The following is a 23,111-nucleotide window of genomic DNA, read 5'->3' as shown; positions in this document are numbered from 1 at the left end:
GACCCGAACCATGCGCATTCTGCTCGCCGAAGACGACCCGCTGCTGGGAGACGGGCTGCGCGCCGGGCTGCGCCAGCAAGGCTTCCAGGTCGACTGGGTGCGCGACGGCCGTGCCGCCGAGCGCGAGTTGCGCGCCGGCGTGCACACCGCGGCGGTGCTGGACCTGGGCCTGCCGCTGATGGACGGCATGGACGTGCTGCAGCGGGTGCGCGAGGCCGGCGTGCCCGTCCCGGTGCTGGTGCTGACGGCGCGCGACGCCGTCCCCGACCGCATCCAGGGGCTGGACCGCGGGGCCGACGATTACGTGGTCAAGCCGGTGGACCTGCACGAGCTGGGGGCGCGGCTGCGTGCGCTGATCCGCCGCGCCCACGGCCGTCCCCAGGAGCGCCTGCACGCCGCCGACGTGGTGCTCGATCCGGCCGCGCGCCAGGTGACCCTGGCGGGCGAGCCGGTGGCGCTGTCGACGCGGGAGTTCGATCTGCTGCAGGCCTTGCTGCTGAACGCCGGGCGGGTGCTGTCGCGCGAGCAGCTGGAGCAGCACCTGTACAGCTGGGGCCACGAGGTCGAGAGCAATGCGGTCGAGGTGCACATCCACCACCTGCGCAAGAAGCTGCGCCCGGATCTGATCACGACGGTGCGCGGCGTCGGCTACAGCGTCGCCCGCGACGCCACGGCGGGCGAGCCATGACGAGCGCGGCCACCTCGCTGCAGCGACGCCTGCTGCTGGGCGTGCTGGGCGCGGTGGCCGGGCTGTGGATGATGGCCGCGGCCTTGGTCTGGTGGGATGCCAAGCACGAGCTGGACGAGTTGCTCGACGCCCATCTGGCGCAATCCGCCGCGCTGCTGGTGGCGCAGCAGACCCACGGCGGCGATGGCGACGACGGGGTGGCCGAGGCGCCGCTGCTGCAGCGCTATGCCAGCCGGGTGGCTTTTCAGGTCTGGCACCAGGGACATCTGGTCCTGCGCTCGCCGCTGGCGCCGCGGGTGCCGCTGTCGACGCAGACCGAGGGCTTCGAGACCCGCACGCTGGAGCACGCCGCCTGGCGGGTGTTCGCGGCGCGGGGAGCCGAGTCCGACGTGCAGGTATTCGTGGCCGAACAGCTGCACTCGCGCGACGGCATCCTGATGGCGCAGTTGCGCGGCCTGCTGACGCCGCTGCTGCTCGCGCTGCCGCTGCTGGCGCTGGCCGCCTGGGCGGCGATACGCCACGGGCTGGCGCCGCTGCGCGGCCTCAGCGCGACGCTGGCGGCCCGCTCGCCGCAGGCCCTGGCGCCGGTGGCGCTGGCCGGCGGCACGCCGGCCGAGCTGCGGCCGCTGCTGGAGGCGTTGAATGCCTTGTTCGAGCGCATCGGCGCGCTGCTCGAAGGCGAGCGCCGCTTCACGGCCGATGCCGCGCACGAGTTGCGCACGCCGATCGCGGCGATCCGCGCCCAGGCCCAGGTGGCGCTGGGGGCGGCCGACGACGCCGAGCGCCGCCATGCCTTGCAGTCCACGCTGGCGGGCTGCGACCGCGCCAGCCATCTGGTGCAGCAGCTGCTGATCCTGTCGCGGCTGGATGCCGCCGAGCGCCCGCCCGCCGGACCGCCGACCACCGATCTGGCGGTGCTGGCGCGCCGGGTCGTCGCCGAACTCGCGCCGGCCGCCCTGGCGCGCGGCCAGGCGGTGTCGCTGGACGCTCCGCCCCACTGCGCCCTGGCGGCCGATGAAACGCTCGCCGGCGTGTTGCTGCGCAACCTGCTCGACAACGCGCTGCGCTACAGCCCCGCCGGCGCGACGGTGCAGGTCACGGTGCAGGGCGACGGCGGCCGCGCGCGCCTGGCGGTCGAAGACAGCGGCCCCGGCCTGACCGATGCCGAGCGGGCGCGCCTGGGCGAGCGATTCTTCCGCGGCGCCGGCCACCAGGCACCGGGCAGCGGCCTGGGCTGGTCGATCGTGCGCCGCATCGCCGCGGCCCAGGACGCGCAGGTGCAGGTCGGCAGGTCGGCGGCGCTCGGCGGGCTGGCGGTGACGATCGCCTGGCCGGCGTTCAAGCCGGCTCGTCCGGCCTGAGCCCGGCCGGCTCCGCGACCCGGCTGCCCGCCACCAGCTGGCGCAGCCAGCGCTGCGCCGGGTCGGCGTCGTGGCGCATGTGCCACAGCATCTCGACCCGGATCGGGTTCAGCTCGAAGGGCAGCTCGCGCGTGGTCAGCTCGCGGGGCACGCCGGTGGCCGTGAGGAACGACAAGGGCAGCACCGTCAGCAGATCCGAGTGCAGCACCACCCGGCCGGCGGTGTAGAACTGGTTCACCGTCAGCACGATGCGGCGCTGGCGGCCCAGGGCCATCAGCGCCTGGTCGACGAAGCCGTGCGGCCGCCCCGAAAAACTCACCAGCAGATGGTGGGCGGCGCAGTACGCATCCAGCGTCAGCGGCGCGCGCGCCAGCGGGTGTTCGCGGCGCATCACGCAGACATAGCGGCTGGCGTACAGGTGCAGGTGGCGCAGCGTCGCGTCGTCGCCCTGGGCCTTCAGGCTGGCCACCGCGTCGGGGAAGTGGCCCACCGCCAGATCGGCGTCGCCGCGTTCGAGCAGGCTGCGCGGGTCCCGGGTCGCGAGCGGCAGGACCCGCAGGTTGGCCAGCGCCTGCTGCTGCTCGATCGCAGCCACCAGGTCGGGCATCAGCAGCACGGCGGTCGCGTCGACCATCGCCAGCCGAAAGTTCACCGCATCGTGCTGCGGGTCGTACGCGGCCGGCGCCAGCGCCTGCTGCAAGCCGGCCAGGGCCGCGCGCACCTGCGGCCACAGCGCCTGAGCCCGTGGCGTGGGCGACATGCCGCGGGCGCTGCGCACGAACAAGGTCTCGCCGACCGCCTCGTGCAGCCGTTTGAGGGCGTGGCTGACCGCCGGCTGGGTCATCGCCAGCACCGTTGCGCTGCGGGTCAGGCTGCCCTCCGCCATCACGCTGTCGAACACGCGCAGCAGGTTCAGATCCAGGGTCCGGAAATTCATCGCCGCAGCATACATGAACAGGATTCATATCATGTCTGAATAATATTCAGTTGTGCATCATTGGTGATAACCCTAGGATCACGCCATCGGATCCCGGCAAGCGTCCCGGAACCCTCAGGACCCAGACCATGAACCCCGTCACCAATCCTTTCGAGGCCCCGCCTGCTCCCTACCGCGCCGTGTCGCTCAAGCAACTGTGGCTGGCGCGCCTGCGCTCCGGCCTGAACGCGCTGCGCCGCGGGCTGTGGCCCTTGCGTTCCTTGTCTCTCCGGTGATCCCGGCGAGACCTCGTCAGCCCCGCACGCCCAGGAGCGACTCATGACCGCGATCACCTCCCAAAGCTTTCACCTCGGCCAGGGCCATGGCCTGTCGCAGCGTCTTCAGGAGGTGCTGGTCGCCGGCCTGCGCCTGCTGTCGCGCCTGGCCCAGCCGTCCCCCGCGACCTTGCTGCGCCGCCGCCGCGCCGATGCCGAGAACGTGCGCCACTTGGCCCGTCGCTGGGAGGCGGTCGAGCCCGGCTTCGCCGCCGACCTGTATGCCGCCGCCGCGCGCCACGAGAGCCTGAGCGATTGAGTCGCCGGTGCGGCGGGGCCGCGGCCCTGGGCGCACCGGTCCGTTTGAGGCACCATCGAGCTTCCATGGCTGGAGGTCTCGACGCGATGCCCCTTTTTTCCGACGCCCCCGAGTCCCCCGCGGCCCGTTCCGCATGACGCCGCTGCACGCGCTCGACGCCGTGGCCATGGCGCCGCTGTACGCCCGCGGCGAGCTGTCGCCGGTCGAGGTGACCGACGCGGTGCTGGACCGCATCGAACGTTGCGAGCCGCTGCTCGCCGCCACCTGGGCGCTGGACGCGGAGGCGGCGCGGGCGATGGCGCGGGCCTCCGAGGCGCGCTGGCGCCGCGGCGAGGCCCTGGGCCCGCTGGACGGCGTGCCGGTGACGCTGAAGGAAAACATCGCCACCCGTGGCGTCGCGCAGCCGCTGGGCTGCGCCGCCACGCTGCTGACGCCGGCCGCCGAGGATGCGCCGCCGGCGGCCCGGCTGCGCGAGGCGGGCGCGGTGTTCGTCGCCCGGACCACGATGCCCGACTGGGGCATGCTGTCGTCGGGCCTGTCGAGCTTTCACAAGCTGGCGCGCAACCCCTGGGACCCGAGCAAGAACCCCGGCGGCTCCAGCGCCGGCGCGGCCGCTGCGGCCGCGGCCGGCTACGGGCCGATCCACCTGGGCACCGACATCGGCGGCTCGATCCGCCTGCCGGCCGGCTGGTGCGGCGTGGTCGGCTTCAAGCCCAGCCTGGGCCGGATCCCGATCCGCCCACCCTATGCCGGCCGGGTCGCCGGCCCGTTGACCCGCAGCGTAGCCGACACTGCGCTGGCGATGAGCGTGCTGAGCCGCCTCGATTGGCGCGACGCCACCAGCCTGCCCGCGCAGACGATCGACTGGTCGGCGCTGGTCGGCCGGGTCAAGGGCCTGCGGCTGGGGTTGCTGCTCGATGCCGGCTGGGGCGACCCGGTCGAGCCCGAGGTGCGGGCGGCGGTGGCCGCCGCGGCCCAGATCTTCGCCGCGGCGGGGGCCGAAGTGCAGAGCCTGGGGCCGATCAGCAGCCGCGAGATGGTCAACGGCCTGGATCGCTTCTGGCGCATGCGCTCGTGGCTCGATTACGCGGCACTGCCGCCCGAGCGCCAGCACAAGGTGCTGCCCTATATCCGCGAGTGGATCGCCGCCGGCGAGCACCTCAGCGCCGAGCAGGTGTTTCGCGGCTACAGCCAGATCGCCGCCTTGCGCGATGCCGCGGTGGCGGCCTGCCAGCCGTTCGATTACGTGCTCTCGCCGGTCAGCCCCGGCGTTGCCTTCGCGGCCGAGTGGGCCAGCCCGCTCAACGATCCGCAGCGGCCGTTCGAGCACATCGCCTTCACACTGCCGTACAACATGAGCGAACAGCCGGCGATCAGCGTCAACGCCGGCTGGTCGGCGTCTGGCCTGCCGATCGGCCTGCAGATCGCCGGCCGCCGCCACGACGACCTGGGCGTGCTGCAACTCGCCAGTGCCTGGGAGCAGCTGCGGGGCCTGCAGCGCCCCTGGCCCGAGCCGGTGCCCCGCTGAGCCCGTGCCCGCGCCCGGGGCCGCCGCCGCGGGCCGGCCGGCTTGCCTTACATTTCGCGCATGACGCCGCCGCCTGCCCCGAGCTCGCTGTTGCTCGATCTGCGCCACAACCGCCTGGGCAGCGCGTCGCAGCGCGCCGCCGATCACGTCGAAACGGCGCTGCGGCAGATGATGTCGTTCCACGATTCGCCGCAGGCCGAACTGGCGGCGGCGCAGGCGGCCGACCCGGGCTGGGCGCTGCCGCTGCTGATGTCGGCCGGCGACCTGCTCCACCCGGCCGACCGCGCGAGCCTGCCGCAGGCCCAGGCGCTGCTCGCGCAGGCGGCGCCGCGCTGCGAGGGGGCGCCGGCCCGCGAGCGGGCCCATCTCGAAGCGCTGCGCGCGCTGGCCGACGGTCGTCTCCACCAGGCCTGCCGCCTGTGGGGCGAATGGCTGCTCGAGCATCCGCGGGATGCGCTGGCGCTGCTGTGGGCGCACCAGGCCGACCTGCAGCGCGGCGACACGGCGGCCCTGCGGCTGCGGCCGGCGCGGGCCCTGCCCGAGTGGGACGAGGCCGACCCGCTCTACCCGCAGGTGCTGGCCTTGCACGCCTTCGGGCTGGCCGAAGCCAACCTGTACCCGCAGGCCGAAGACAGCGGCCGCCGCGCGGTCGCGCTGGACCCGGACGTGCCGTGGGCGGTGCTCGCGGTGGCCCAGGTGATGGACCGCCAGGGCCGCTTCGAGGACGGCACCGCCTGGTTGCGCCAGCATCAACCCGCCTGGGCCGAGGGCAACCGCCTCGCGTCCCGCCTGTGGTGGCTGATGGGCCTGTTCCGGCTCGAAGCGATGGATTTGCCCGGCGTGCACCGGCTGATCGACGCCCACCTGTGCGGTGCGGCGCTGCAGACGCTGCAGCACCGGGTCGACGCTGCGTCGCTGCTGTGGCGCCTGCACCTGCTGGGCGAGGATGTGGGTGCCCGCTTCGTCGATCTGTTGCGCGATTGGGCGCCGGTCGAAGACGATGCCGGCCACCATGCCTTCCACGACCTGCACGTGCTGCTGGCGATGCTCGGGGCGGGCGAGTGGGCGCGCGCCGAGAGCTGGCTCGCCCGCTGCGCCGCGCGGGCGATGCAGGCCGAGGACGCGCGCCGCAGCAACCACGCCGTCGCCCGCGAGGTGGGCCTGCCGCTGATGCGCGGCCTGCTCGCCCTGGCCCACGGCGACGCCGCCGCCGCGGTGGCGTCGCTGCACAGTGTGCAGGCGCTCACACCGAGACTGGGGGGCAGCCAGACCCAGCGTGAGCTGTTCGACCTGAGCCTGCTGGTGGCGTCGGCGCGGGCCCCCGGCCATGCGATCGGCCAGGCCTTGCTCAACGAGCGCCTGATGGCCAAGCCGCTGACGCCGCTGACCCGCCACTGGGGCGCGCTGCTGGGCCGAGCGCTGGGCTGAGCGCGGAGAAGCCCGCGTTCGAGCCGGCTGTTCCGGCCTTTGGCGCGGCCGCCGCCGGCGTTCAATGGCGGACACGGCGGGCCTGCCCGCCGTCGCAGCGCCGACCCCACGCTGCACTGGATCACCGAACGGTCTGGACGAGCCCGGCCCGGGCCCGCTTCAGCCGTCCGGCGCCGCCTTGAGTTGTACCGGCTGCCAGCGTCACCTTCGACCCGGGGTCTGTTTCAACCAGAAGGCCAAGCCATGTCCGTTTCCACCTCCTTCCCGCCGATCGCCGTCGGCCAGCCCATCCTGGCCGGCGCCAGCCCGCGCAACGGCGCCCATCAACAGGCCCGCGCCGCCATCGGCAGCGCCCTGGCCCAGGGCGACCTGTCCGGTGCCCAGGCCGCGTTCAGCCAGTTCGCCGCGCTGAGCCATGCCGATCGCGCCAGCCAGCACCCGAACGGCGCCTTCGCCAAGCTGCAGTCGGCCCTGCAGGCCGGTGACCTGAGCGCGGCGCAGGCGGCCTACCAGCGCTTGGTGTCGCCCAACCAGGGCCGGGTGCCGGTCGACGGGCCGGCCGGCCCGCCGGTGTCGACCGGCGGCAGCACCCCGTCGGCGCCCGCCGCCAGCGCGTTCGGCAGCCTGGGCCAGAACCTGAACCTCAGCGCCTGAGCGGCGGCGCCGGCCCGGCCGCGCCGCATCGCTAGGTATGCTCTGCCCTGGCGGCTCGTCAGGGCGACCCGGTCGCCAGGATTTGTCGACTGGAGAGACTGCATGACCTTGCTGATGCGACGCCGCCGTTGGCTCGCCGGACTGGCCGCCACGGGCGCGCTGGTCCCCTCGCTGGGCGCGGCGGCGAAGAAGCCCCGCCACCCGGCGCATCCCGCCCATCCGGCCGCGCCGGCGCACCCCGCCCACCCGGGCCACCGCACCGCGTCGCACCGCCCGTCGCGCCGGGGCACCACGCACCCGGTGGCGGGACACCACCCGAGCGGCCGCCATGCCGGCCATCCGCGCCATGCCGCGCCGGTGCACGAGGAGCCCGCCCAGCCCCTGGTCGAGGTACCGCGCCTGGCGGTCCGCCAGCGCACCCTGGCCAACGGCCTGCAGGTGCTGTCGCTGCAAGGCGGCGGCAGCGGCAGCGTGGCGGTGCAGGTCTGGTACCGTGTCGGGGCCAAGGACGACCCGGCCGGCCGATCGGGCTTCGCCCACCTGTTCGAGCACCTGATGTTCAAGGGAACGCGCTACCTGCGGCCCGAACAGTTCGACCGCCTGACCGAGGACGTCGGCGGCCAGAACAACGCCTTCACCGCCGAGGACGTCACCGTCTTCGAGAGCGAGGTGCCGGCGAACCGCCTCGAATCGCTGCTCTGGGCCGAGGCCGAACGCATGTCCAACCTCGACGTCAGCGAGGCCAACTTCAAGAGCGAACGGGCGGTCGTCGAGGAGGAGTACCGCCAGACCGTGCTGGCCGACCCCTACGGCCGGCTGTTCGATGCGATCGCGCCCTATGCCTACTCGGTCCATCCCTACAAGCGGCCGGTGATCGGCCGCATCGAGGACCTGGAGGCCGCCACCCTGGACGATGTGCGTGCCTTCCACGACACCTATTACCGGCCCGACAACGCGGTGCTGATCGTCACCGGCGATTTCGATCCGGCCCAGCTCGACACCTGGGTGGACCGCTATTTCGGTCCGCTGAGCCACCCCGCGGCACCGGTGCCGCGGGTCCAGGTGGCCGAGCCGGTGCGCAGCGCCAGCCGCAGCGCGGTCCTCGCTGCCCCCAACGTGCCGCTGCCGGCGCTGATGCTGATCTGGCAGGGCCCGCGCGCCGACCACCCCGATGCGCCGGCCCTGACGGTGGCGCAGGCGCTGCTGGCCGGCGGCGACTCGGCGCGGCTCAACCAGGCCCTGGTGTACCGCGAGCGGCTTGCGCAAAGCGTGGGCTTCGATGCCGAGCTGCACACCGACGCTGGTGCGCTGGTGGCGTATGCGATCGCCGCCGGCACGACCCGGGCCGAATCGCTGCTGGTGCCGCTGATGCGCGAGATCGCGATCCTGGGCAGCGGGCCGGTGCGCGCGGCCGAGCTCGACAAGGCCAAGACCCAGTTGCTGACCGCCGCGCTGGTGAGCCGCCAGAGCGCCCAAGGCCTCGGCGAGGCGCTGGGCTGGGCGACGATCCTGCACCGCGATCCGCTCTACATCAACCGCGATCTCGACGCCCTGCAGGCGGTCACCGGCGCCGACGTCGCGCGCGTGGTGCGCCAGTACCTGCTCGGCCGGCCGCGGGTGGTGCTGCAGTATGTCCAGCAGGCCACCGACCGCCGCCAGCGGCCGACGCCGGTCCGTCCCAGCCAGCCGGAGGCCCGATGATGTCGCACTCCATCCGCCTGCGCCTGCGCGCGCTGGCTATCGTCGCGGCCCTGTGCGCCGCCCCGGCGGTCCGTGCCGTCCCCGGCGTCGACCAGCCGCCGCTGGCCGCCCCCCCGCGGCCGCTGGTGGTGCCGCAGGCCGAGGAGGCCACGCTGCCCAACGGCGTGCGCGTGATCGTGCTGCCACGCCACACGCTGCCGCTGGTGACGGTGGCGCTGAACCTGCGGCTCGGCAGCGACGCCGAGCCCGCCGGCCTGGCCGGCCTGGCCCAGCTCACGGCGCAACTGGGCACCCGCGGCGCGCTGCGCGGCGGGCGGCCCGAGTCCGCCAGCCAGATCGCCAGCGCGGCGGAAGCCCTCGGCGGCACGTTGGCGGCGCAGGCCGACTGGGGCGGCTCGACCACCCACCTCACCGTCGCCACGACCCGGCTCGACGCCGCCACCGCGCTGATCGCCGACACGGTGCTGCACCCGACGCTCGCCGCCGACGAATTCGAGCGCTTGCGCGCGCAGACCGCCGACACCCTCAAGCTCACGCTGTCCGACCCGATGGCGCTGGCCGGCCTGGTGGCCCGCCGCACCGCCTGGGGCGCTGCCAGCGATGGCGCGGTGATGACGCCGGCCAGTCTGGCGCGCATCACGCTGGCCGACGTGCAGGCCTTCCACGCCGGCGCGCTGCGGCCCGAACTCGCCACGCTGGTCTTCAGCGGCGACGTGACGCTGGAGCGCGCCCAGGCCCTGGCCAGCCGTGACCTGGGCGGGTGGAAGGCTGCAGCCGCCCCGGCGCCGGCGGTCCGGCACGATGCGCCATCGCCCCGGCCACCCGCCACGTGGCTGGTGAACCTGGCCGGGGCCGGGCAAAGCGGGGTGGTCGTGACGGCGCCGCTGGTCGCCGTCGATTCACCCGAGCTGCGGGTGGCCCAGGTGGCCACGGCGGTGCTGGGCGGCGGCTATTCGGCGCGACTGAACGCCGAGGTGCGGATCAAGCGCGGCCTGAGCTACGGTGCCAGCGCCATCGGCGAACTGCGCCCCGGCGGCGGCCTGCTGTTCGCCGCGACCCAGACCCGGCACGCCAGTGCCGCCGAGGTCGCCGGCCTGATGCGCGACGAAATCGTCCGCCTGGGCCAGGCCGCGCCGACCGCGGACGAGCTGGCCGCACGCCAGGCGGCGATGGTCGGCGACTTCGGCCGTCGGGTCGAGACCACGGCGGGGCTGGCCGACGCGGCCTTGAACCTGGTCGAGCAGGGCCGGCCGCTGTCGATGCTGCAGCAGTTCGCGCCCGAGGTGCTGGCGGTCACCCCGGCGCAGGTGGCCGACTTCGCCGCCCGCCACTGGACCGCGGCCGAGCTGCGCAGCGTGGTGGTGGGCGACCTCGCCACGGCGGGCACCGACCTGAAATCGCTGGATCCGCAGGCGCAGACCGTCGACAGCGCCCGCCTGGACCTGGATTCCCCCGCGCTCGGCGCGCGCTGACCGGCGCGCGCCGCCACAATCGGGACCTGGCGTGCGCGCGATCCGCGCGCCGCCGTCCCGCCCGGCCCCGTAGCTTCTGACCTCCGCACCATGTCCGTCACCCGCGTCCTCACCGGCATCACCACCACCGGCACCCTGCACCTGGGCAACTACGTCGGCGCCGTGCGCCCGGCCATCGCCGCCAGCCGCGCGCCGGGCGTGGAGAGCTTCTTCTTCATGGCCGACTACCACGCGCTGATCAAGTGCGACGAGCCCGACCGCATCGAGGCCTCTCGGCTGCAGATCGCTGCGACCTGGCTGGCCGCCGGCCTGGACACCTCGCGCGTGGTGTTCTACCGCCAGAGCGACATTCCCGAGATTCCCGAGCTGACCTGGCTGCTGACCTGTGTCACCTCCAAGGGCCAGATGAACCGCGCCCATGCCTACAAGGCGGCGGTCGACGCCAACCTGGCGGCCGGCGAGGACGCCGACGCGGGCGTGACGATGGGCCTGTACAGCTACCCGATCCTGATGGCCGCCGACATCCTGATGTTCAACGCCCACCAGGTGCCGGTGGGCAAGGACCAGGTCCAGCACATCGAGATGGCGCGCGACGTCGCGCAGCGCTTCAACCACCTGTTCGGCCAGGGCAAGGCGTTCTTCGTGCTGCCCGAAGCCCGCACCGAGGCCGAGATGGAGCTGCTGCCCGGCCTCGACGGCCGCAAGATGAGCAAGAGCTACGACAACGTGATCCCGTTGTTCGAGGGCGGGGCGAAGGCCTTGCGCGAGGCGATCGCGCGCATCGTCACCGACTCGAAGCTGCCGGGCGAGCCCAAGGAGCCCGAGGGCACGGCGCTGGTCACGATCTTCGACGCCTTCGCGAGCCCGGCGCAGCGCGCCGGCTTCCGCGCCGAATTGCGCGCCGGCCTGGCCTGGGGCGAGGCCAAGCAGCGCTTGTTCGATCTGGTGGACGGCGAGATCCGGCCGATGCGCGAACGCTACGACGCGCTGATGGCCGAGCCCGACAAGATCGAGCAGACCTTGCAGGAGGGCGCGGCCAAGGCCCGCGCGCTGGCCGCGCCGCTGCTGGCCGAGTTGCGCGAGGCGGTGGGGCTGCGGCGCTTCAAGGCCGTCGCCGCGCCGAGGAGCGAGGCCGCTCCGGCTCGGCAGGCGCCGCCGCTGTTCAAGCAATACCGAGAGGCCGACGGCCGCTTCTACTTCAAGCTCAGCGCCCACGACGGCCGGGTGCTGCTGCAAAGCCAGGGCTTCGATGGCGGGCGCGAAGCCGGCGAGTGGGTCAAGAGGCTCAAGACCGACGGTGCGGCGGCGCTGGCCGCGGCCCCGGTGGCGCGCGGCGAGGGCGTCGGCGCCGACGAGGTGGCGCAGGCGCTGGCGGCACTGATCGCGGCGGCCGCCGACACCTGACCGGTGCGATGGCGCGCAACCCGCACTACGACCCCACCCGGCCGCACCACCGGCCCGACGGCTTTCAGAACAGCGACGCCGCGTTCCAGCCCAAGTCGCTGGGCGAGGTCCTGCGCTGGCGCTGGCAGGCGCGCAGCGAAGGCCTGCCCCCGCCGCCCGGCGGCCCGATCCCGCAGCATCCGCCCGAACTCGACTTCCTGCACGCCAATGCGGCGGCCGGTGCGGCCATGCAGCCGGCCGTGACCTGGATCGGCCATGCCACCGCGCTGGTGCAGCTCGGCGGTCTGGGCGTGTTGACCGATCCGATCTTCTCGCCGCGCGCCTCGCCGCTGGCTTTCGTCGGTCCGAAGCGCCACCAGCCGCCGGGCGTGGCGCTGGCGCAGCTGCCGCGGATCGACCTGGTGCTGGTGTCGCACAACCATTACGACCACCTCGACGACGCCTCGGTGCGCGCGCTGCATCGCCAGCCGGGCGGGCCGCCGCTGTTCGTCGTGCCGCTGGGCCTGGGTGCCTGGTTCGCCGCGCGCGGCATCCGCCGCGTGGCCGAACTGGACTGGTGGCAATCGCACACGCTGGCCGGCGCCCACGGTCCGGTCGAGGTGATGCTGGTGCCGGCGCAGCACTGGTCGGCGCGCGGCCTGGGCGATCGCATGGCCACGCTGTGGGGCGGCTTCGCGGTGTTCTCGCCCGATGCCCAGGTGTTCTATGCCGGCGACACCGCGTATTCGCGCGACTTCGCCCGCATGCGCGAGCGCTTCGCCGAACGCCAGCGCCCCGCGCTGGGCGGCGGCTTCGACCTGGCACTGCTGCCGATCGGCGCCTATGAGCCGCGCTGGTTCATGGCGTCGCAGCACGTCAACGCCGACGAGGCGCTGCAGATCCACCTCGACCTGGGCGCCAAGCGCTCGCTGGGCGTGCACTGGGGCACCTTCAGCCTGACCGACGAAGCGCTGGACGAGCCGCCGCGGGCGCTGGCTCGGCGGCGTGCGCACCTGGGACTGGCCGACGACGCGTTCTTCGTGCTGGCGATCGGCCAGACGCAGCGGCTGCCGGTGCGCCGGCCGCTGCCCGACGCGCCGGCCGGCTGACGCCGCGCTACCGCCGCGCCAGCTCGGCCGCCAGGCGGCCCGCGAGGGCTTGCAGCTCCAGGTGCACCTGCTGCGCCTGGGGCGCCAGCGCCGCGGCATCGGCGCCGCTCTTGAGCTGGAGCGACAAGGCCTTCAGGGCCGCCTGCAGCGTGGTCGCGCCTATCGTCGCGCAGGCGCCGAGCAGCGAATGCGCGGTGGCGCGCCAGCGCATCAGCGCATCGGGGGGGCTGGCATCGAGCAGCGCCGGCGCACCGTCGCGGTAGCTGCGGACGAAGCTGTCCAGCACCCGTTCGAGCAGCACCAGCTGGCCGCCGGTGTGGGTCAGCGCCAGCGCCAGGTCGAAGCCCTCGATGCGCGCCAGCCGCGTCGCCAGCGGCGTCGCCGAGCGCGCCGCCCGCACGGGAGTGCTGCCCGCGCCCTGGGCAGCGGGCAGCGGCAGCCAGCGCAGCAGCGTGCCGTACAGATGCTCGGGGTTGACCGGTTTGGCCACGTGGTCGTTCATGCCGGCGTCCAGGCAGGCCTGGCGATCCTCGCCGAAGGCGTTGGCCGTCATCGCGACGATGGGCAGGCCCTTGCCGAGCTGGTCGCGGATCGCCCGCGTCGCCGCCAGGCCGTCCAGCTCCGGCATCTGCACGTCCATCAGCACCAGGTCGTAGGGTCGTGTCAGCGCCATGTCGACCGCCCGCTGGCCATCCCCCGCCGTCTCGACGACCAGGCCGCACGCGCGCAGCAACTCGCCCGCCACCTCCTGGTTCACCAGGTTGTCCTCGGCCAGCAGCACGCGCTGACCGGCGTGGCGCCGGGCCAGCAAGGCCTCGCTCTGCCCGGTGGGCAGCGGGGCGGCGCCACCCTGGCTGCGGCCGCGCAGCACCCGCATCAGCGTGTCGTTGAGCGACGAGGCGGTGATCGGCTTGACCAGCACCGCGTCGCACTGCGCGCTGCGCGCCTGCTGCCACATCTGCGGTTCGTCGAAGGCAGTCACCAGGACGCTGGGCGGCATGCCCTCGCCCAGGCTGCCGCGCAGCTGGCGCAGGGTCTCGATGCCGTCGAGTCCCGGCATGCGCCAGTCGACCAGCATCACGTCGTAGACCCGGCCGGCGGCGACCTCAACGGCCATGCGCTGCAGCGCCGCGTCGCCGCTGGGGCAGGCGTCGACGGCCAGTCCCAGCGCCTCCAGCCGTTCGCGCAGCACGCTCAGCGCCTCGGGCAGGTCGTCGGCCAGCAGGGCGCGCAGGCCCGACAGCGCGATCGGCCCCGCGCGGTCGCCGGCCTCGGCGGCCCGCCCCAGCCAGGCGGTGAACCAGAAGCGGCTGCCGACGCCGGGTTCGCTGGTGACGCCGGCCTCGCCGCCCATCATCATCGCGAGATGCCGGGTCAGCGCCAGCCCCAGGCCGGTGCCGCCATGGCGCCGGGTGTTGGAGGTGTCGGCCTGCTCGAAGGCGGTGAACAGCAAGGCCTGCTGTTCCGGTGCGATGCCGGGCCCGGTGTCCTGGACCTCGAAGCGTACGCGCAACTGATCGCCCTGCTCCTTCAGCAGTTCGCCGCGCAGGCGCACCCAGCCCTGCTCGGTGAACTTGACCGCGTTGGACAGCAGGTTGATCAGCGCCTGCGACAGCCGGGTCGGGTCGCCGCGCAGCCGGTTGGGCAGGTGGTCGGTGTCGACGATCAGCTCCAGGCCCTTGTCGCGCGCCCGGGCGCTGACCATCTCGAAGGCGCGCGAGAGCAGCCCGTCGAGCGAGAACTCGGTGTTCTCGAGCACCATCTTGCCGGCCTCGATCTTGGACAGGTCCAGGATGTCGTTGATCACCTGCAGCAGATGGTGGGCCGCGTCGTCCACCTTGCCCAGGCGCTCGCGCTGCAGCGTGTCGCGGGTGTCGCGCGCCATCAGGTGGGTCAGGCCGATGATCGCGTTCATCGGCGTGCGGATCTCGTGGCTCATGTTGGCGAGAAAGGCGCTCTTGGCCTGGTTCGCGGCGTCGGCCAGCTCGGCGCGCCGGGCCAGTTCGGCCTGCATCTCGGCGATCTGCTGTTCGCGGGCCTCGCGCTCGCGGTTGTCGACCAGGGTCGCGCGGCTGGAGACGAAATTGCCGTCGGCGTCGCACACCATGTCGGCGCTGACCAGCGCCGGCAGCGCCTGGCCATCGCGGCAGCGGAACACGAAGGCCCGGTCGCGCACCCGGCCGGTCTGGCTGAACTGCGCGAAACATTCGTGCACCGCCTCCTGGCTGGCTGGCGTCATGAAGGCGTCGATCGGCTGGCCCAGCATGTCCTCGCGGGCATAGCCGAGCAAGCCCAGCGCGGTGTCGTTGATCTCGATGATGCGGCGCGTGGGGTCGACCGAGAAGTAGCCGCAGGGCGCGTGGTTGTACAGATCGGCGACGGCGGCCGAGCGCTGCGCCAACCGCTGGTTGGCCGCGGCCAGGTCCTGGGTGCGCTGGGCGACCTCGGCCTCCAGCCGGGCGCGGTACTGGTGCAGCTCGCGCCGGGCCTGGCGCTGCAAGGTGATGTCCATCACCTTGCCGATGAAATGGGGTTCGCCACCCACCGTCACGCGGGCGCCGAAATACAGGATGTCGATCACCTCGCCGGAACGACGCCGAAACTGGGCTTCGACGCCGCGCACGATGCCGGCGCCGCGCAAGGCGTCCAGCACCCGGGCGCGCTCCAGGGGTTCGACCCACATGCCGATGTCGACCCCGGTCTTGCCCAGCAACTCGTCGCGGGGCCAGCCCAACATCTGCGCGAAGGCCGGGTTCAGGTCGACGAAGCGGCCATCGGCCAGCCGGGCGATGACGACGCCCATCGGGCTGTTCTGGAAGACCACCGAGAAGCGCTCGTGGGCTTCGCGCAGCGCGTGCTCGGCCCGCTTGCGCTCGGTGACGTCCTCGGACGAGATCATGATGCCGCCGATCTCGCCCTGCTCGTCGGTCCATGGCACCACCGTCCAGCTCAGCGACCGCTGGCTGCTGTCGGCGCGCGTCCAGGTGTCCTCGTCGCTGCTCTGGCTGACGCCGGACAGGCCCAGGCGATGGGTCTCGCGCCAGCGCTGCGGCAGGTCGGGCAGCACGTCGTAGTGGTTCAGGCCGATCAGGCTGTCATGCCCGCGCCCGAAGTGCTGCAGCCAGCGCTGGCTGGTGGCCAGGTAATTCATGTCGCGGTCGAACATCGCGATCGCGTGCGGCGCCTGCTGCACGAAGGCGCGCATCTGAGCCTGCGAGCGGCGCAGCCGCTCCTCGGCGCGCTTGCGCTCGCTGATGTCGCGGTGCACGGCCATCAGGCCTTGCGTGCGGCCATCGGCGGAGGTCAGGCGCACGCCGCGCGACTCGGTCCAGATCTCGTGGCCGTCCTGGTGGCGCAGGCGCAATTCGACCGCATCGCGCGGGCCGTTGGCCGCGCTGTTGAACAGGCGCTCGCTCTGCGCCGTGAAATCGCGGGGGTCGGCGAACAGAAACTCGGTGCTGCGCCCGATCACGGCCTCGGCGGGGTAGCCGAACAGGTCGGTGAAGGCCGGGTTGACGCGCAGGATGCGCCGTTCCGGGCTGCCCAGGATCAGCGCGTCGGGCAGTTCCACGAACATGGCCTCGAAGCCGGCCTCGCTGCGGCGGCGCTCGGTCTGCGCGCTGTCGGTTTCGCGGCGGGCCTCGCTCGCCTCGGCCAGCAGCCGGCGCTGCACCAGCCGGCCGGCGGTCAGCATCAGGGCCATCACCGCCGCGATCAGCATCGCCGCTGGCGTCGTGAAGGCGCCGGGGTAGCTCAGTTTCGCCAGCGCCACCGAGACCAGCAGCACCAGCAGCGCGGTGCGCAGACGGCTGACCATCAGCGCGAAGATGAACGGGATCCAGAACCCCTGCGGCACCGAGGCGGGCAAAAAGGCCCGCGGGTCGAATGCGAACGGGATCGCCAGCGTCATCGCCAGCACCGTGGCGCTGGCCGCCCGGTCATGGCCGCGCGCATACAGCCCGGCCATCGCCAGCATGCAGACCGCCAGCAGGCCCAGCACCAGCCGGCGGTGACCCCACAGCCCGGGGTAGGCGTCAAGGATGGAACCGCGAGGGGGCTCGCCGACCAGGCCCGGCAGTGTCGTCGCGAGAAACAGCAGCGCCACCGCGCACATCACCGCCATCGTGATGTGGCGGGGGGTCCAACGACTCATTGCCAATCTTGTTCTCCCCTCGCACGTGACCGTGCCGTGGTCGAGCCATTCTAGGCAGGCGCAGGCCGCGCGTGTCAGCCCGGGGTTTCATCCAGTCGCCGCAGCTTGATCTTGCGGCCCTTCATGTGGCCGGCACCCAGGCGTTGGAGCGCCTCGTCGGCGATCGCCGCGTCGACCGCGACATAGGTGTGGAAGTCGGTCACCTTGATCTTGCCGATCTGGCTGGCGGCGAAGCCGGCCTCGCCGGTGCAGGCGCCCAGCACGTCGCCCGGCCGGATCTTGTCCTTGCGTCCGCCCAGGATCTGCAGCGTCACCATGGGCGGGCGCAGCGGGCCGCCGGGCGCGGGCTTCAGATCGGCCAACTTCTGCCACGGGAACTCGCGGCCCTGGGCCAGCTCGATGCGGCCGATGCGGCCCATCTCGTCCAGGCTCGCCAGGTTCAGCGCCAGGCCGTCCTGGCCGGCGCGGCCGGTGCGGCCGATGCGGTGCACATGCTGCTCGACGTCGGGCGTGACGTCGACGTTGATCACCGCCTCCAGGCGCTCGATGTCCAGCCCGCGCGCCGCCACGTCGGTGGCCACCAGCACGCTGACGCTGCGCTGCGCGAAGCGGATCAGCACCTGGTCGCGCTCGCGCTGCTCCAGGTCGCCGTGCAGCGCCAGCGCGACGAAGCCCTGCGCCGTCAGCACGTCCACCAGGTCGCGGCACTGCTGCTTGGTGTTGCAGAAGGCGATCGAGCTTTCGGGCCGGAAGTGGTTCAGCAGCGTGGCCACCGCGTGCAGGCGCTCGGTCTCGGTCACTTCGAAGGCGATCTGCCGGGTGGCGCCTGCGGCGGCGTCGGGCGTGCCGGCCGCCACCGCCGGCGCGGCCACGGTCAGCGTCAGCGGCTGGCGCAGGAAGCGCGCCGCCAGCGTCGCGATGCCTTCGGGGTAGGTGGCCGAAAACAGCAGCGTCTGGCGCTGCACCGGACACTGTTTGACGAGGCTCGTCATGTCATCGATGAAGCCCATGTCCAGCATGCGGTCGGCTTCGTCGAACACCAGCGTGTTCAAGGCCGCCAGCGACAGACTGCCCTTGTCCAGATGGTCCATCAGCCGGCCGGGCGTGCCGACGACGAGGTGGGCGCCATGGGCCAGGCTCTCGCGCTGCGGCCTCATCGGCGCGCCGCCGCACAGGCTGAGGATCTTGACGTTGCCGGCGGCGCGGGCCAGCCGGCGCAGCTCCTCGGCCACCTGGTCGGCCAGCTCGCGCGTCGGGCACAGCACCAGCGCCTGCACCTGCCACAGCGCCGGATCGAGGCGGTTCAGCAGGGCCAGGCCGAAGGCCGCCGTCTTGCCGCTGCCGGTGGGGGCCTGCACGATCAGGTCGCGACCCGACAGCGCGGCCGGCAGGCTGGCCGCCTGCACTGGCGTCATGCGCTCGTAGCCCAGCTGGGCCAGGTTGGCCTGGGTGGCCGGCGACAGCGGCAGGTGGGAAAAGGCGAGCGGCGAGGCGGGGGCGGTGGAGGCTGTCATCGGCGGATTATCCGGGCCGCCGCCGCGCCGCAGGGGGACTATCGGCCCTGCAGCTGCTTCTTCAGCGCCAGGCCCACGCCATGGTTGACGAACTGGTAGGTGGCGACCTGCTTCAGGTCCACGTCGCCGGCTTTGTAAAGGCCGGCACGCACCATCTTGTCGTAGAAGTCTCGGACCCGCTCGGGTTTCATCGCGCCGATGCCCATCGTCAGGCTGTCGCCGCTGTCGACCACGCCCAGCGATTTCATCAGCGCGACCGACTGGTCGATCGTGGCCTGGTCCATCTCGGGGTTGTCGCGCCGGATCATCGCGTCGGCGGCGCGGCGGTCGCCGTAGAGGTAGTTCACCCAGCCGATGATGGACGCGTCGACGAAGCGCTGGACCCGGTCCGGCCGCTTCTTCACCGTCTCGGTCCGCGCCACCACGGTCGTGCTGTAGGTGCTGTAGCCATGGTCGGCCAGCAGGAAGACCTCGGGCGTGAAGCCGCCTTGCCGGGCGATGCTGATCGGCTCCTCGACCGCGTAGCCCTGCTGCACGCTGCGGGCGTCGGCCAGGAACGGGCCGAGGTTGTAGTTGTAGGGGCGCAGCTGCTCGTCCCGGAAGCCGTGGTCGGCCTTCAGCCACGCCCACCACGAGTACTGCGCGTCCTTGGCGATGAAGGCCACCGGTGCGCGGGCCAGGTCGGCGAAGGTCTTGTAGCCCTGGCCGGGATGGGCCATCAACGCCTGCGGGTCCTTCTGGAACAGGCTGGCGACGACGACCACCGGCACGCCGTTCTTGACGTCGTCGAAGCTGTGCAACAGGTTGCCGGTCATCAGGAAATCGATCTTGCCGGCGGCCAGCAGCGGCCGGTTGTTGACCTGCGGGCCACCGGGCCGGATCTGCACCGCCAGGCCGTACCTGGCGTAGGTGCCGTCGGCCAGCGCCTGGTAGAAGCCGCCGTGCGCGGCCTGCGCCTTCCAGTTGGTGGCGAAGACCACCGGGTCGGCGGCCGGTGCCGCGCCGGCCGTGGCGCCGGCCCAGGCCAGCAGGGCGCCGAGCAGCGTCTTCATCATCTTGCGTCGTTGCCGCTTGGCCATCGCATCGCCTTTCCGAACCTGTGGACCGGCGCATGGTAGCGGCGCCCCGCAGGCTGCGCCGCAGCAGGGCCTTGGCGCCCGGCGGCTCAGCGCGGCTCGCTCCCGTGCCAGCCGCGCAGCAGGCGGCGCGACAAGGCCTCGAACAGCAGATGGATCGCGACGCCGGTCAAGGACACCAGCAGCAGCGCGGCGAACATCTTCGGGATCTCGGTGCGGAACGCGGCCTCCAGGATGCGCGAGGCCAGGCCGGTGTTGCGCCCGGCCGCGCCGGCGGTGAACTCGGCCACCACCGCGCCGATCAGCGCCAGCCCGCCGGCCACCTTCATGCCGGCCAGGAAGTAGGGCAGCGCCGAGGGCACCAGCAAAAAGCGCAGTGTCTGCCAGCGGCTGGCGCGGTACAGGCGGAACAGCTCGGCCAGCCCGGCATCGGCGCTGCGCAGGCCGGCCAGCGTGCTCGCCAGCACCGGAAAGAAGGCGACGATCCAGGCACAGATCAGCACCGTCGCGGTGGCGCTGTCGGTGAGGATCATGATCAGCGGCGCCACCGCGATGACGGGCGTGACCTGCAGCACCACGGCGAACGGCGTCAGGCTCCACTCCAGCCACGGCGACAGCGCGAACAGCGCCGCCAGGCCCACGCCGCCCAGGGTGGCCAACCCCAGCGCCGCGAAGGTGATGCGCACGGTGACCCACCAGCTCTGCATCAGCGAGCCGAAGTTGGCCCACAACGTCTGCAGCACCAACCCGGGTCCGGGCAGCAGATAGGGCGGAATGGCCCAGGCGCGCACGGCTCCTTCCCAGACCGCGACGAACAGCAGCACGGCCAGCACCGGCGCGACCCCGCGGCCGCGCGGCGCCGGCCGCCCGGCTTCAGCCAAGCACCGACTCCGCGGCCGTGCGGGCCAGCGCCTCGGAGACCTGCGCGCAGGCCGCGACGAACGCGGCGCTGCTGCGGAAGGCCGGCGGGCGAGGATGCGGCGCGTCGATCGCGATCTCGGCGATCACGCGGCCCGGCCGCGCGCCCATCACCAGCACCCGCTGGCTCAGGAACACCGCCTCGTAGACGCTGTGGGTGACGAACACCGCCGTGAAGGACGGAGCTGCCGCGCCGGCCGGCCGCCACAGCTGCAGCAGCGTCTCGTTGAGCGCGAAGCGGGTGATCTCGTCGAGCGCGGCAAAGGGCTCGTCGAGCAGCAGCAGCGACGGCGAGGTCACCAGCGCCCGGGCCATCGCGGCGCGCATCTTCATGCCGCCCGAAAGCTCGCGCGGCGCGCTCTGCGCGAACTCGGCCAGGCCCACGGTGGCCAGCGCCGCGCGAGCCCGCTCAGCGCGATGCTCGGCGCTCACGCCGCCCTGCAGCCGCAGCGGCAGCTCGACGTTGGTCGCCACATCGGCCCAGGGCATCAGGGTCGGCTCCTGGAACACGAAGCCGGTGCCGCCCAGCGGCGCGCGGGCGACTTCACCGTCGCGCAGCACCTCGCCGGCGGTGGCGCGGTCCAGCCCGGCCATCAGCCGCAGCACCGAGCTCTTGCCGCACCCCGACGGGCCCAGCAGGCTGACAAATTCACCGGGGGCGACGCACAGGTTCAAGTCCTGCAGCGCCATCAGGCCGGTCTCGTAGCGGCGATCCACCGCTTTCAGTTCGATCAAAGGTTGAGACTTCACGGGGCGCAACTGTAGCGCGGGCGCGGCAGCGGTCCGCCGGAGGCCGCCGTCACGCCAGCCGGTAGCTCAGCGCCCAGTAGTGATCGAAGGCGTGCCACTGCGCGTCGCGGGCGCGCGGTCCCAGCCGCGCGAGGGCGTCGGCGGCGGCGGGGAAATTCTTCAGCACTTCGTGCGTCGAACCATCGCCCAGCCGACGCTGCTGGTAGGTGTTGCCGGCCTCGTCCTGGCGGCTCAGCGGCGTCGAGCTGCCGGCGACGTAGGCGTTGTCCAGGTGCAGCAGCACCGCGCCCGCCGGCAGCCTGGCGTGCAGCGTCGCCAGCCACGCGTCCAGCCGCTGCCGCGGCACATGGCTCCACCAGCAGCCGCTGAAGGCGGCGTCGAAGCGCCGGTCGTCCAGGCCCGCCAGCGTGTAGGCGTCGACGCGGGCGAACGCCACGCTGCGCGGCAGCGCCTTGGCGCGCGCCACCGCCATCGTCTCGTCGTTCAGGTCGGTGGCGCACCAATGCGCGGCGTCGCGCGCGCCATGCGGCGTCCACCAGCCGGTGCCGCAGGCCACTTCGAGCACCCGGCGGCCCGCGAACCAGGCCGGCAACCAGGCCTCGATGCGGCGCAGGTCGGGCTGGCGTTCGGGCTTGCGATAGATGGCTTCGTACTCGGGGGCGCGCTGCGCGTAGTAGGCGCGCATCGATTCGGGCGTGGCGGTGCCGGGCGCCGCTGCTGTCGCGTTCGGGTCGTCCTGCATGGGTCTCCTCCGGGTCCGCCGCAGACCGTTCCGCGCTGCGGGGTCGGCGGCCACTGTAGCGCGAGGGGCCCGCGTGGCAACATGGCCGGCCCTGTCTGACGCCGGCCGCCGCGCCGGCCCGTGCCCATGTTGATCGGTACCTTGTTCGCGCTCGTCGCCGGCCTGATGTGGGGCCTGGTCTTCATCGGCCCGCTGCTGCTGGCCGATTACCCGGCGGTGCTGCTGAGTTTCGGCCGCTACCTGGCCTTCGGCCTGATCGCGCTGCCGCTGGGCTGGCTCGACCGCGACGCGCTGCGCCAGCTCAGCCGGGCCGACTGGATCGAGGCGCTGAAGCTCTCGCTGGTGGGCAACGTCGTGTACTACCTGTGCCTGTCGGCGGCGATCCAGCGCGCCGGCGCGCCGTTGCCGACGATGATCATCGGCACGCTGCCGGTGGTGATCGCGATCACCTCCAACCTGCGCGACGCGCAGCGCGACGGCCGCCTGCCCTGGCTGCGGCTGGCGCCGTCGCTGGCGCTGATCGCCGCCGGCATCGCGCTGGTCAACCGGGTGGAGCTGCAGCAGCTGCGCGCCGACCCGCACGCCGACCTGCGACGCTATGCGCTGGGCGCGCTGCTGGCGCTGGGCGCGGTGGTCTGCTGGACCTGGTACCCGCTCCGCAATGCCGACTGGCTGCGCGCCCATGCCGGGCGCCAGCCGCGCAGCTGGGCGACCGCCCAGGGCCTGGCCACGCTGCCGCTGGCGGTCGTCGGATTCGGCGCCACCTGGTTCGTCTTCGGCGCCACCGGCGCGCCGTGGGCGATGCCCTTCGGCCCGCGTCCGCTGGCCTTCGTCGGCCTGATGTTCGCGATCGGCCTGCTGTCGTCGTGGCTGGGCACGCTGTGCTGGAACGAGGCCAGCCAGCGCCTGCCCACCACGCTGGCCGGCCAGCTGATCGTCTTCGAGACGCTGTCGGCGCTGGCCTATGCGTTCGCGCTGCGCGGCCAGTGGCCGACGCCGCCGACGCTGGCCGGCGTCGCCTTGCTGGTGGCCGGCGTGATCTGGGCGCTGCGGGTGGACCCCGAACCGGTGGCGGCCGAGGGACATCCGAACTGAGCGCGCGGTGCGTGCCGGCGACGGCGGCA

19 protein-coding genes are annotated in these 23,111 nt (G+C 73.1%); 12 read left to right on the top strand and 7 right to left on the bottom strand.

What is annotated here, in order from left to right; all coding sequences use genetic code 11:
- Positions 1-10 precede the first annotated feature (10 nt).
- Positions 11-688 carry a winged helix-turn-helix domain-containing protein gene (locus AC0N04_RS06115; protein WP_474279730.1) on the top strand — a complete coding sequence of 226 codons (678 nt, stop codon included), beginning with the start codon at positions 11-13 and terminating at the stop codon, positions 686-688.
- On the top strand, positions 685-2,049 hold the full coding sequence (locus tag AC0N04_RS06110; protein ID WP_474279728.1) for an ATP-binding protein: 1,365 nt from the start codon (positions 685-687) through the stop codon (positions 2,047-2,049). The genes AC0N04_RS06115 and AC0N04_RS06110 overlap by 4 nt, the downstream gene beginning before the upstream one ends.
- Here AC0N04_RS06110 and AC0N04_RS06105 read toward each other — a convergent pair.
- The gene (locus AC0N04_RS06105; protein WP_474279726.1) at positions 2,027-2,986 is read right to left on the bottom strand and encodes a LysR family transcriptional regulator; all 960 of its coding nucleotides are present in this window, start codon (positions 2,984-2,986) and stop codon (positions 2,027-2,029) included. The two genes, AC0N04_RS06110 and AC0N04_RS06105, sit on opposite strands and share 23 nt — an antisense overlap.
- A 128-nt stretch (positions 2,987-3,114) precedes the next feature.
- Here AC0N04_RS06105 and AC0N04_RS06100 point away from each other — a divergent pair, with 128 nt between their 5' ends.
- The 9 genes from AC0N04_RS06100 to AC0N04_RS06060 all read left to right on the top strand — a co-directional run bounded on the left by AC0N04_RS06100 (position 3,115) and on the right by AC0N04_RS06060 (position 12,834).
- Positions 3,115-3,261: a hypothetical protein gene (locus AC0N04_RS06100; RefSeq protein WP_474279724.1), complete on the top strand. Its 147-nt coding sequence runs from the start codon at positions 3,115-3,117 to the stop codon at positions 3,259-3,261.
- 43 nt (positions 3,262-3,304) lie between these two features.
- Positions 3,305-3,559 (top strand): hypothetical protein, encoded by a 255-nt coding sequence (locus AC0N04_RS06095; RefSeq protein ID WP_474279722.1) that lies wholly within the window; start codon positions 3,305-3,307, stop codon positions 3,557-3,559.
- Between the two features lie 133 nt (positions 3,560-3,692).
- Positions 3,693-5,087 (top strand): amidase, encoded by a 1,395-nt coding sequence (locus AC0N04_RS06090; RefSeq protein ID WP_474279720.1) that lies wholly within the window; start codon positions 3,693-3,695, stop codon positions 5,085-5,087.
- A gap of 60 nt (positions 5,088-5,147) precedes the next feature.
- The gene (locus tag AC0N04_RS06085) at positions 5,148-6,515 is read left to right on the top strand and encodes a tetratricopeptide repeat protein (RefSeq protein WP_474279718.1); all 1,368 of its coding nucleotides are present in this window, start codon (positions 5,148-5,150) and stop codon (positions 6,513-6,515) included.
- Between the two features lie 243 nt (positions 6,516-6,758).
- Positions 6,759-7,169 carry a hypothetical protein gene (locus tag AC0N04_RS06080; RefSeq protein WP_474279716.1) on the top strand — a complete coding sequence of 137 codons (411 nt, stop codon included), beginning with the start codon at positions 6,759-6,761 and terminating at the stop codon, positions 7,167-7,169.
- Positions 7,170-7,271: 102 nt separating this feature from the next.
- Positions 7,272-8,870, top strand: a complete 1,599-nt coding sequence (locus AC0N04_RS06075; RefSeq protein WP_474279714.1) for a M16 family metallopeptidase — start codon at positions 7,272-7,274, stop codon at positions 8,868-8,870.
- Positions 8,870-10,342, top strand: a complete 1,473-nt coding sequence (locus tag AC0N04_RS06070; RefSeq protein ID WP_474279712.1) for a M16 family metallopeptidase — start codon at positions 8,870-8,872, stop codon at positions 10,340-10,342. Before AC0N04_RS06075 ends, AC0N04_RS06070 begins: the two co-directional genes overlap by 1 nt.
- Before the next feature lie 90 nt (positions 10,343-10,432).
- A complete protein-coding gene (locus tag AC0N04_RS06065; protein ID WP_474279710.1) occupies positions 10,433-11,746 on the top strand; it encodes a tryptophan--tRNA ligase in 1,314 nt (437 codons plus the stop codon).
- A gap of 8 nt (positions 11,747-11,754) precedes the next feature.
- On the top strand, positions 11,755-12,834 hold the full coding sequence (locus tag AC0N04_RS06060) for an MBL fold metallo-hydrolase (protein ID WP_474279708.1): 1,080 nt from the start codon (positions 11,755-11,757) through the stop codon (positions 12,832-12,834).
- 7 nt (positions 12,835-12,841) lie between these two features.
- Here AC0N04_RS06060 and AC0N04_RS06055 read toward each other — a convergent pair whose 3' ends face one another.
- The 6 genes from AC0N04_RS06055 to AC0N04_RS06030 form a co-directional block, all read right to left on the bottom strand.
- Positions 12,842-16,987: a PAS domain-containing hybrid sensor histidine kinase/response regulator gene (locus AC0N04_RS06055; RefSeq protein WP_474279706.1), complete on the bottom strand. Its 4,146-nt coding sequence runs from the start codon at positions 16,985-16,987 to the stop codon at positions 12,842-12,844.
- Between the two features lie 74 nt (positions 16,988-17,061).
- Positions 17,062-18,501 carry an ATP-dependent RNA helicase DbpA gene (gene dbpA, locus AC0N04_RS06050; protein WP_474279704.1) on the bottom strand — a complete coding sequence of 480 codons (1,440 nt, stop codon included), beginning with the start codon at positions 18,499-18,501 and terminating at the stop codon, positions 17,062-17,064.
- A 38-nt stretch (positions 18,502-18,539) separates the two neighbouring features.
- A complete protein-coding gene (locus tag AC0N04_RS06045; protein ID WP_474279702.1) occupies positions 18,540-19,553 on the bottom strand; it encodes an ABC transporter substrate-binding protein in 1,014 nt (337 codons plus the stop codon).
- 113 nt (positions 19,554-19,666) lie between these two features.
- Positions 19,667-20,458 (bottom strand): ABC transporter permease, encoded by a 792-nt coding sequence (locus tag AC0N04_RS06040; protein WP_474279700.1) that lies wholly within the window; start codon positions 20,456-20,458, stop codon positions 19,667-19,669.
- Complete coding sequence (locus AC0N04_RS06035) at positions 20,451-21,245, bottom strand: ABC transporter ATP-binding protein (protein WP_474279698.1); 795 nt, start codon at positions 21,243-21,245, stop codon at positions 20,451-20,453. The genes AC0N04_RS06040 and AC0N04_RS06035 overlap by 8 nt, the downstream gene beginning before the upstream one ends.
- A gap of 49 nt (positions 21,246-21,294) precedes the next feature.
- Positions 21,295-21,987 carry a class I SAM-dependent methyltransferase gene (locus tag AC0N04_RS06030; RefSeq protein ID WP_474279696.1) on the bottom strand — a complete coding sequence of 231 codons (693 nt, stop codon included), beginning with the start codon at positions 21,985-21,987 and terminating at the stop codon, positions 21,295-21,297.
- 126 nt (positions 21,988-22,113) lie between these two features.
- Here AC0N04_RS06030 and AC0N04_RS06025 point away from each other — a divergent pair, with 126 nt between their 5' ends.
- Positions 22,114-23,082, top strand: coding sequence for a DMT family transporter (locus AC0N04_RS06025; RefSeq protein WP_474279694.1), 969 nt, complete (start codon positions 22,114-22,116; stop codon positions 23,080-23,082).
- The last annotated feature ends 29 nt before the right edge of the window (positions 23,083-23,111 follow it).

It is taken from the genome of Ideonella sp. sgz306126, assembly GCF_056032705.1.
The sequence above is the reverse complement of the archived record's forward strand: the minus strand, read 5'-3'. Positions and strand labels throughout refer to the sequence as shown.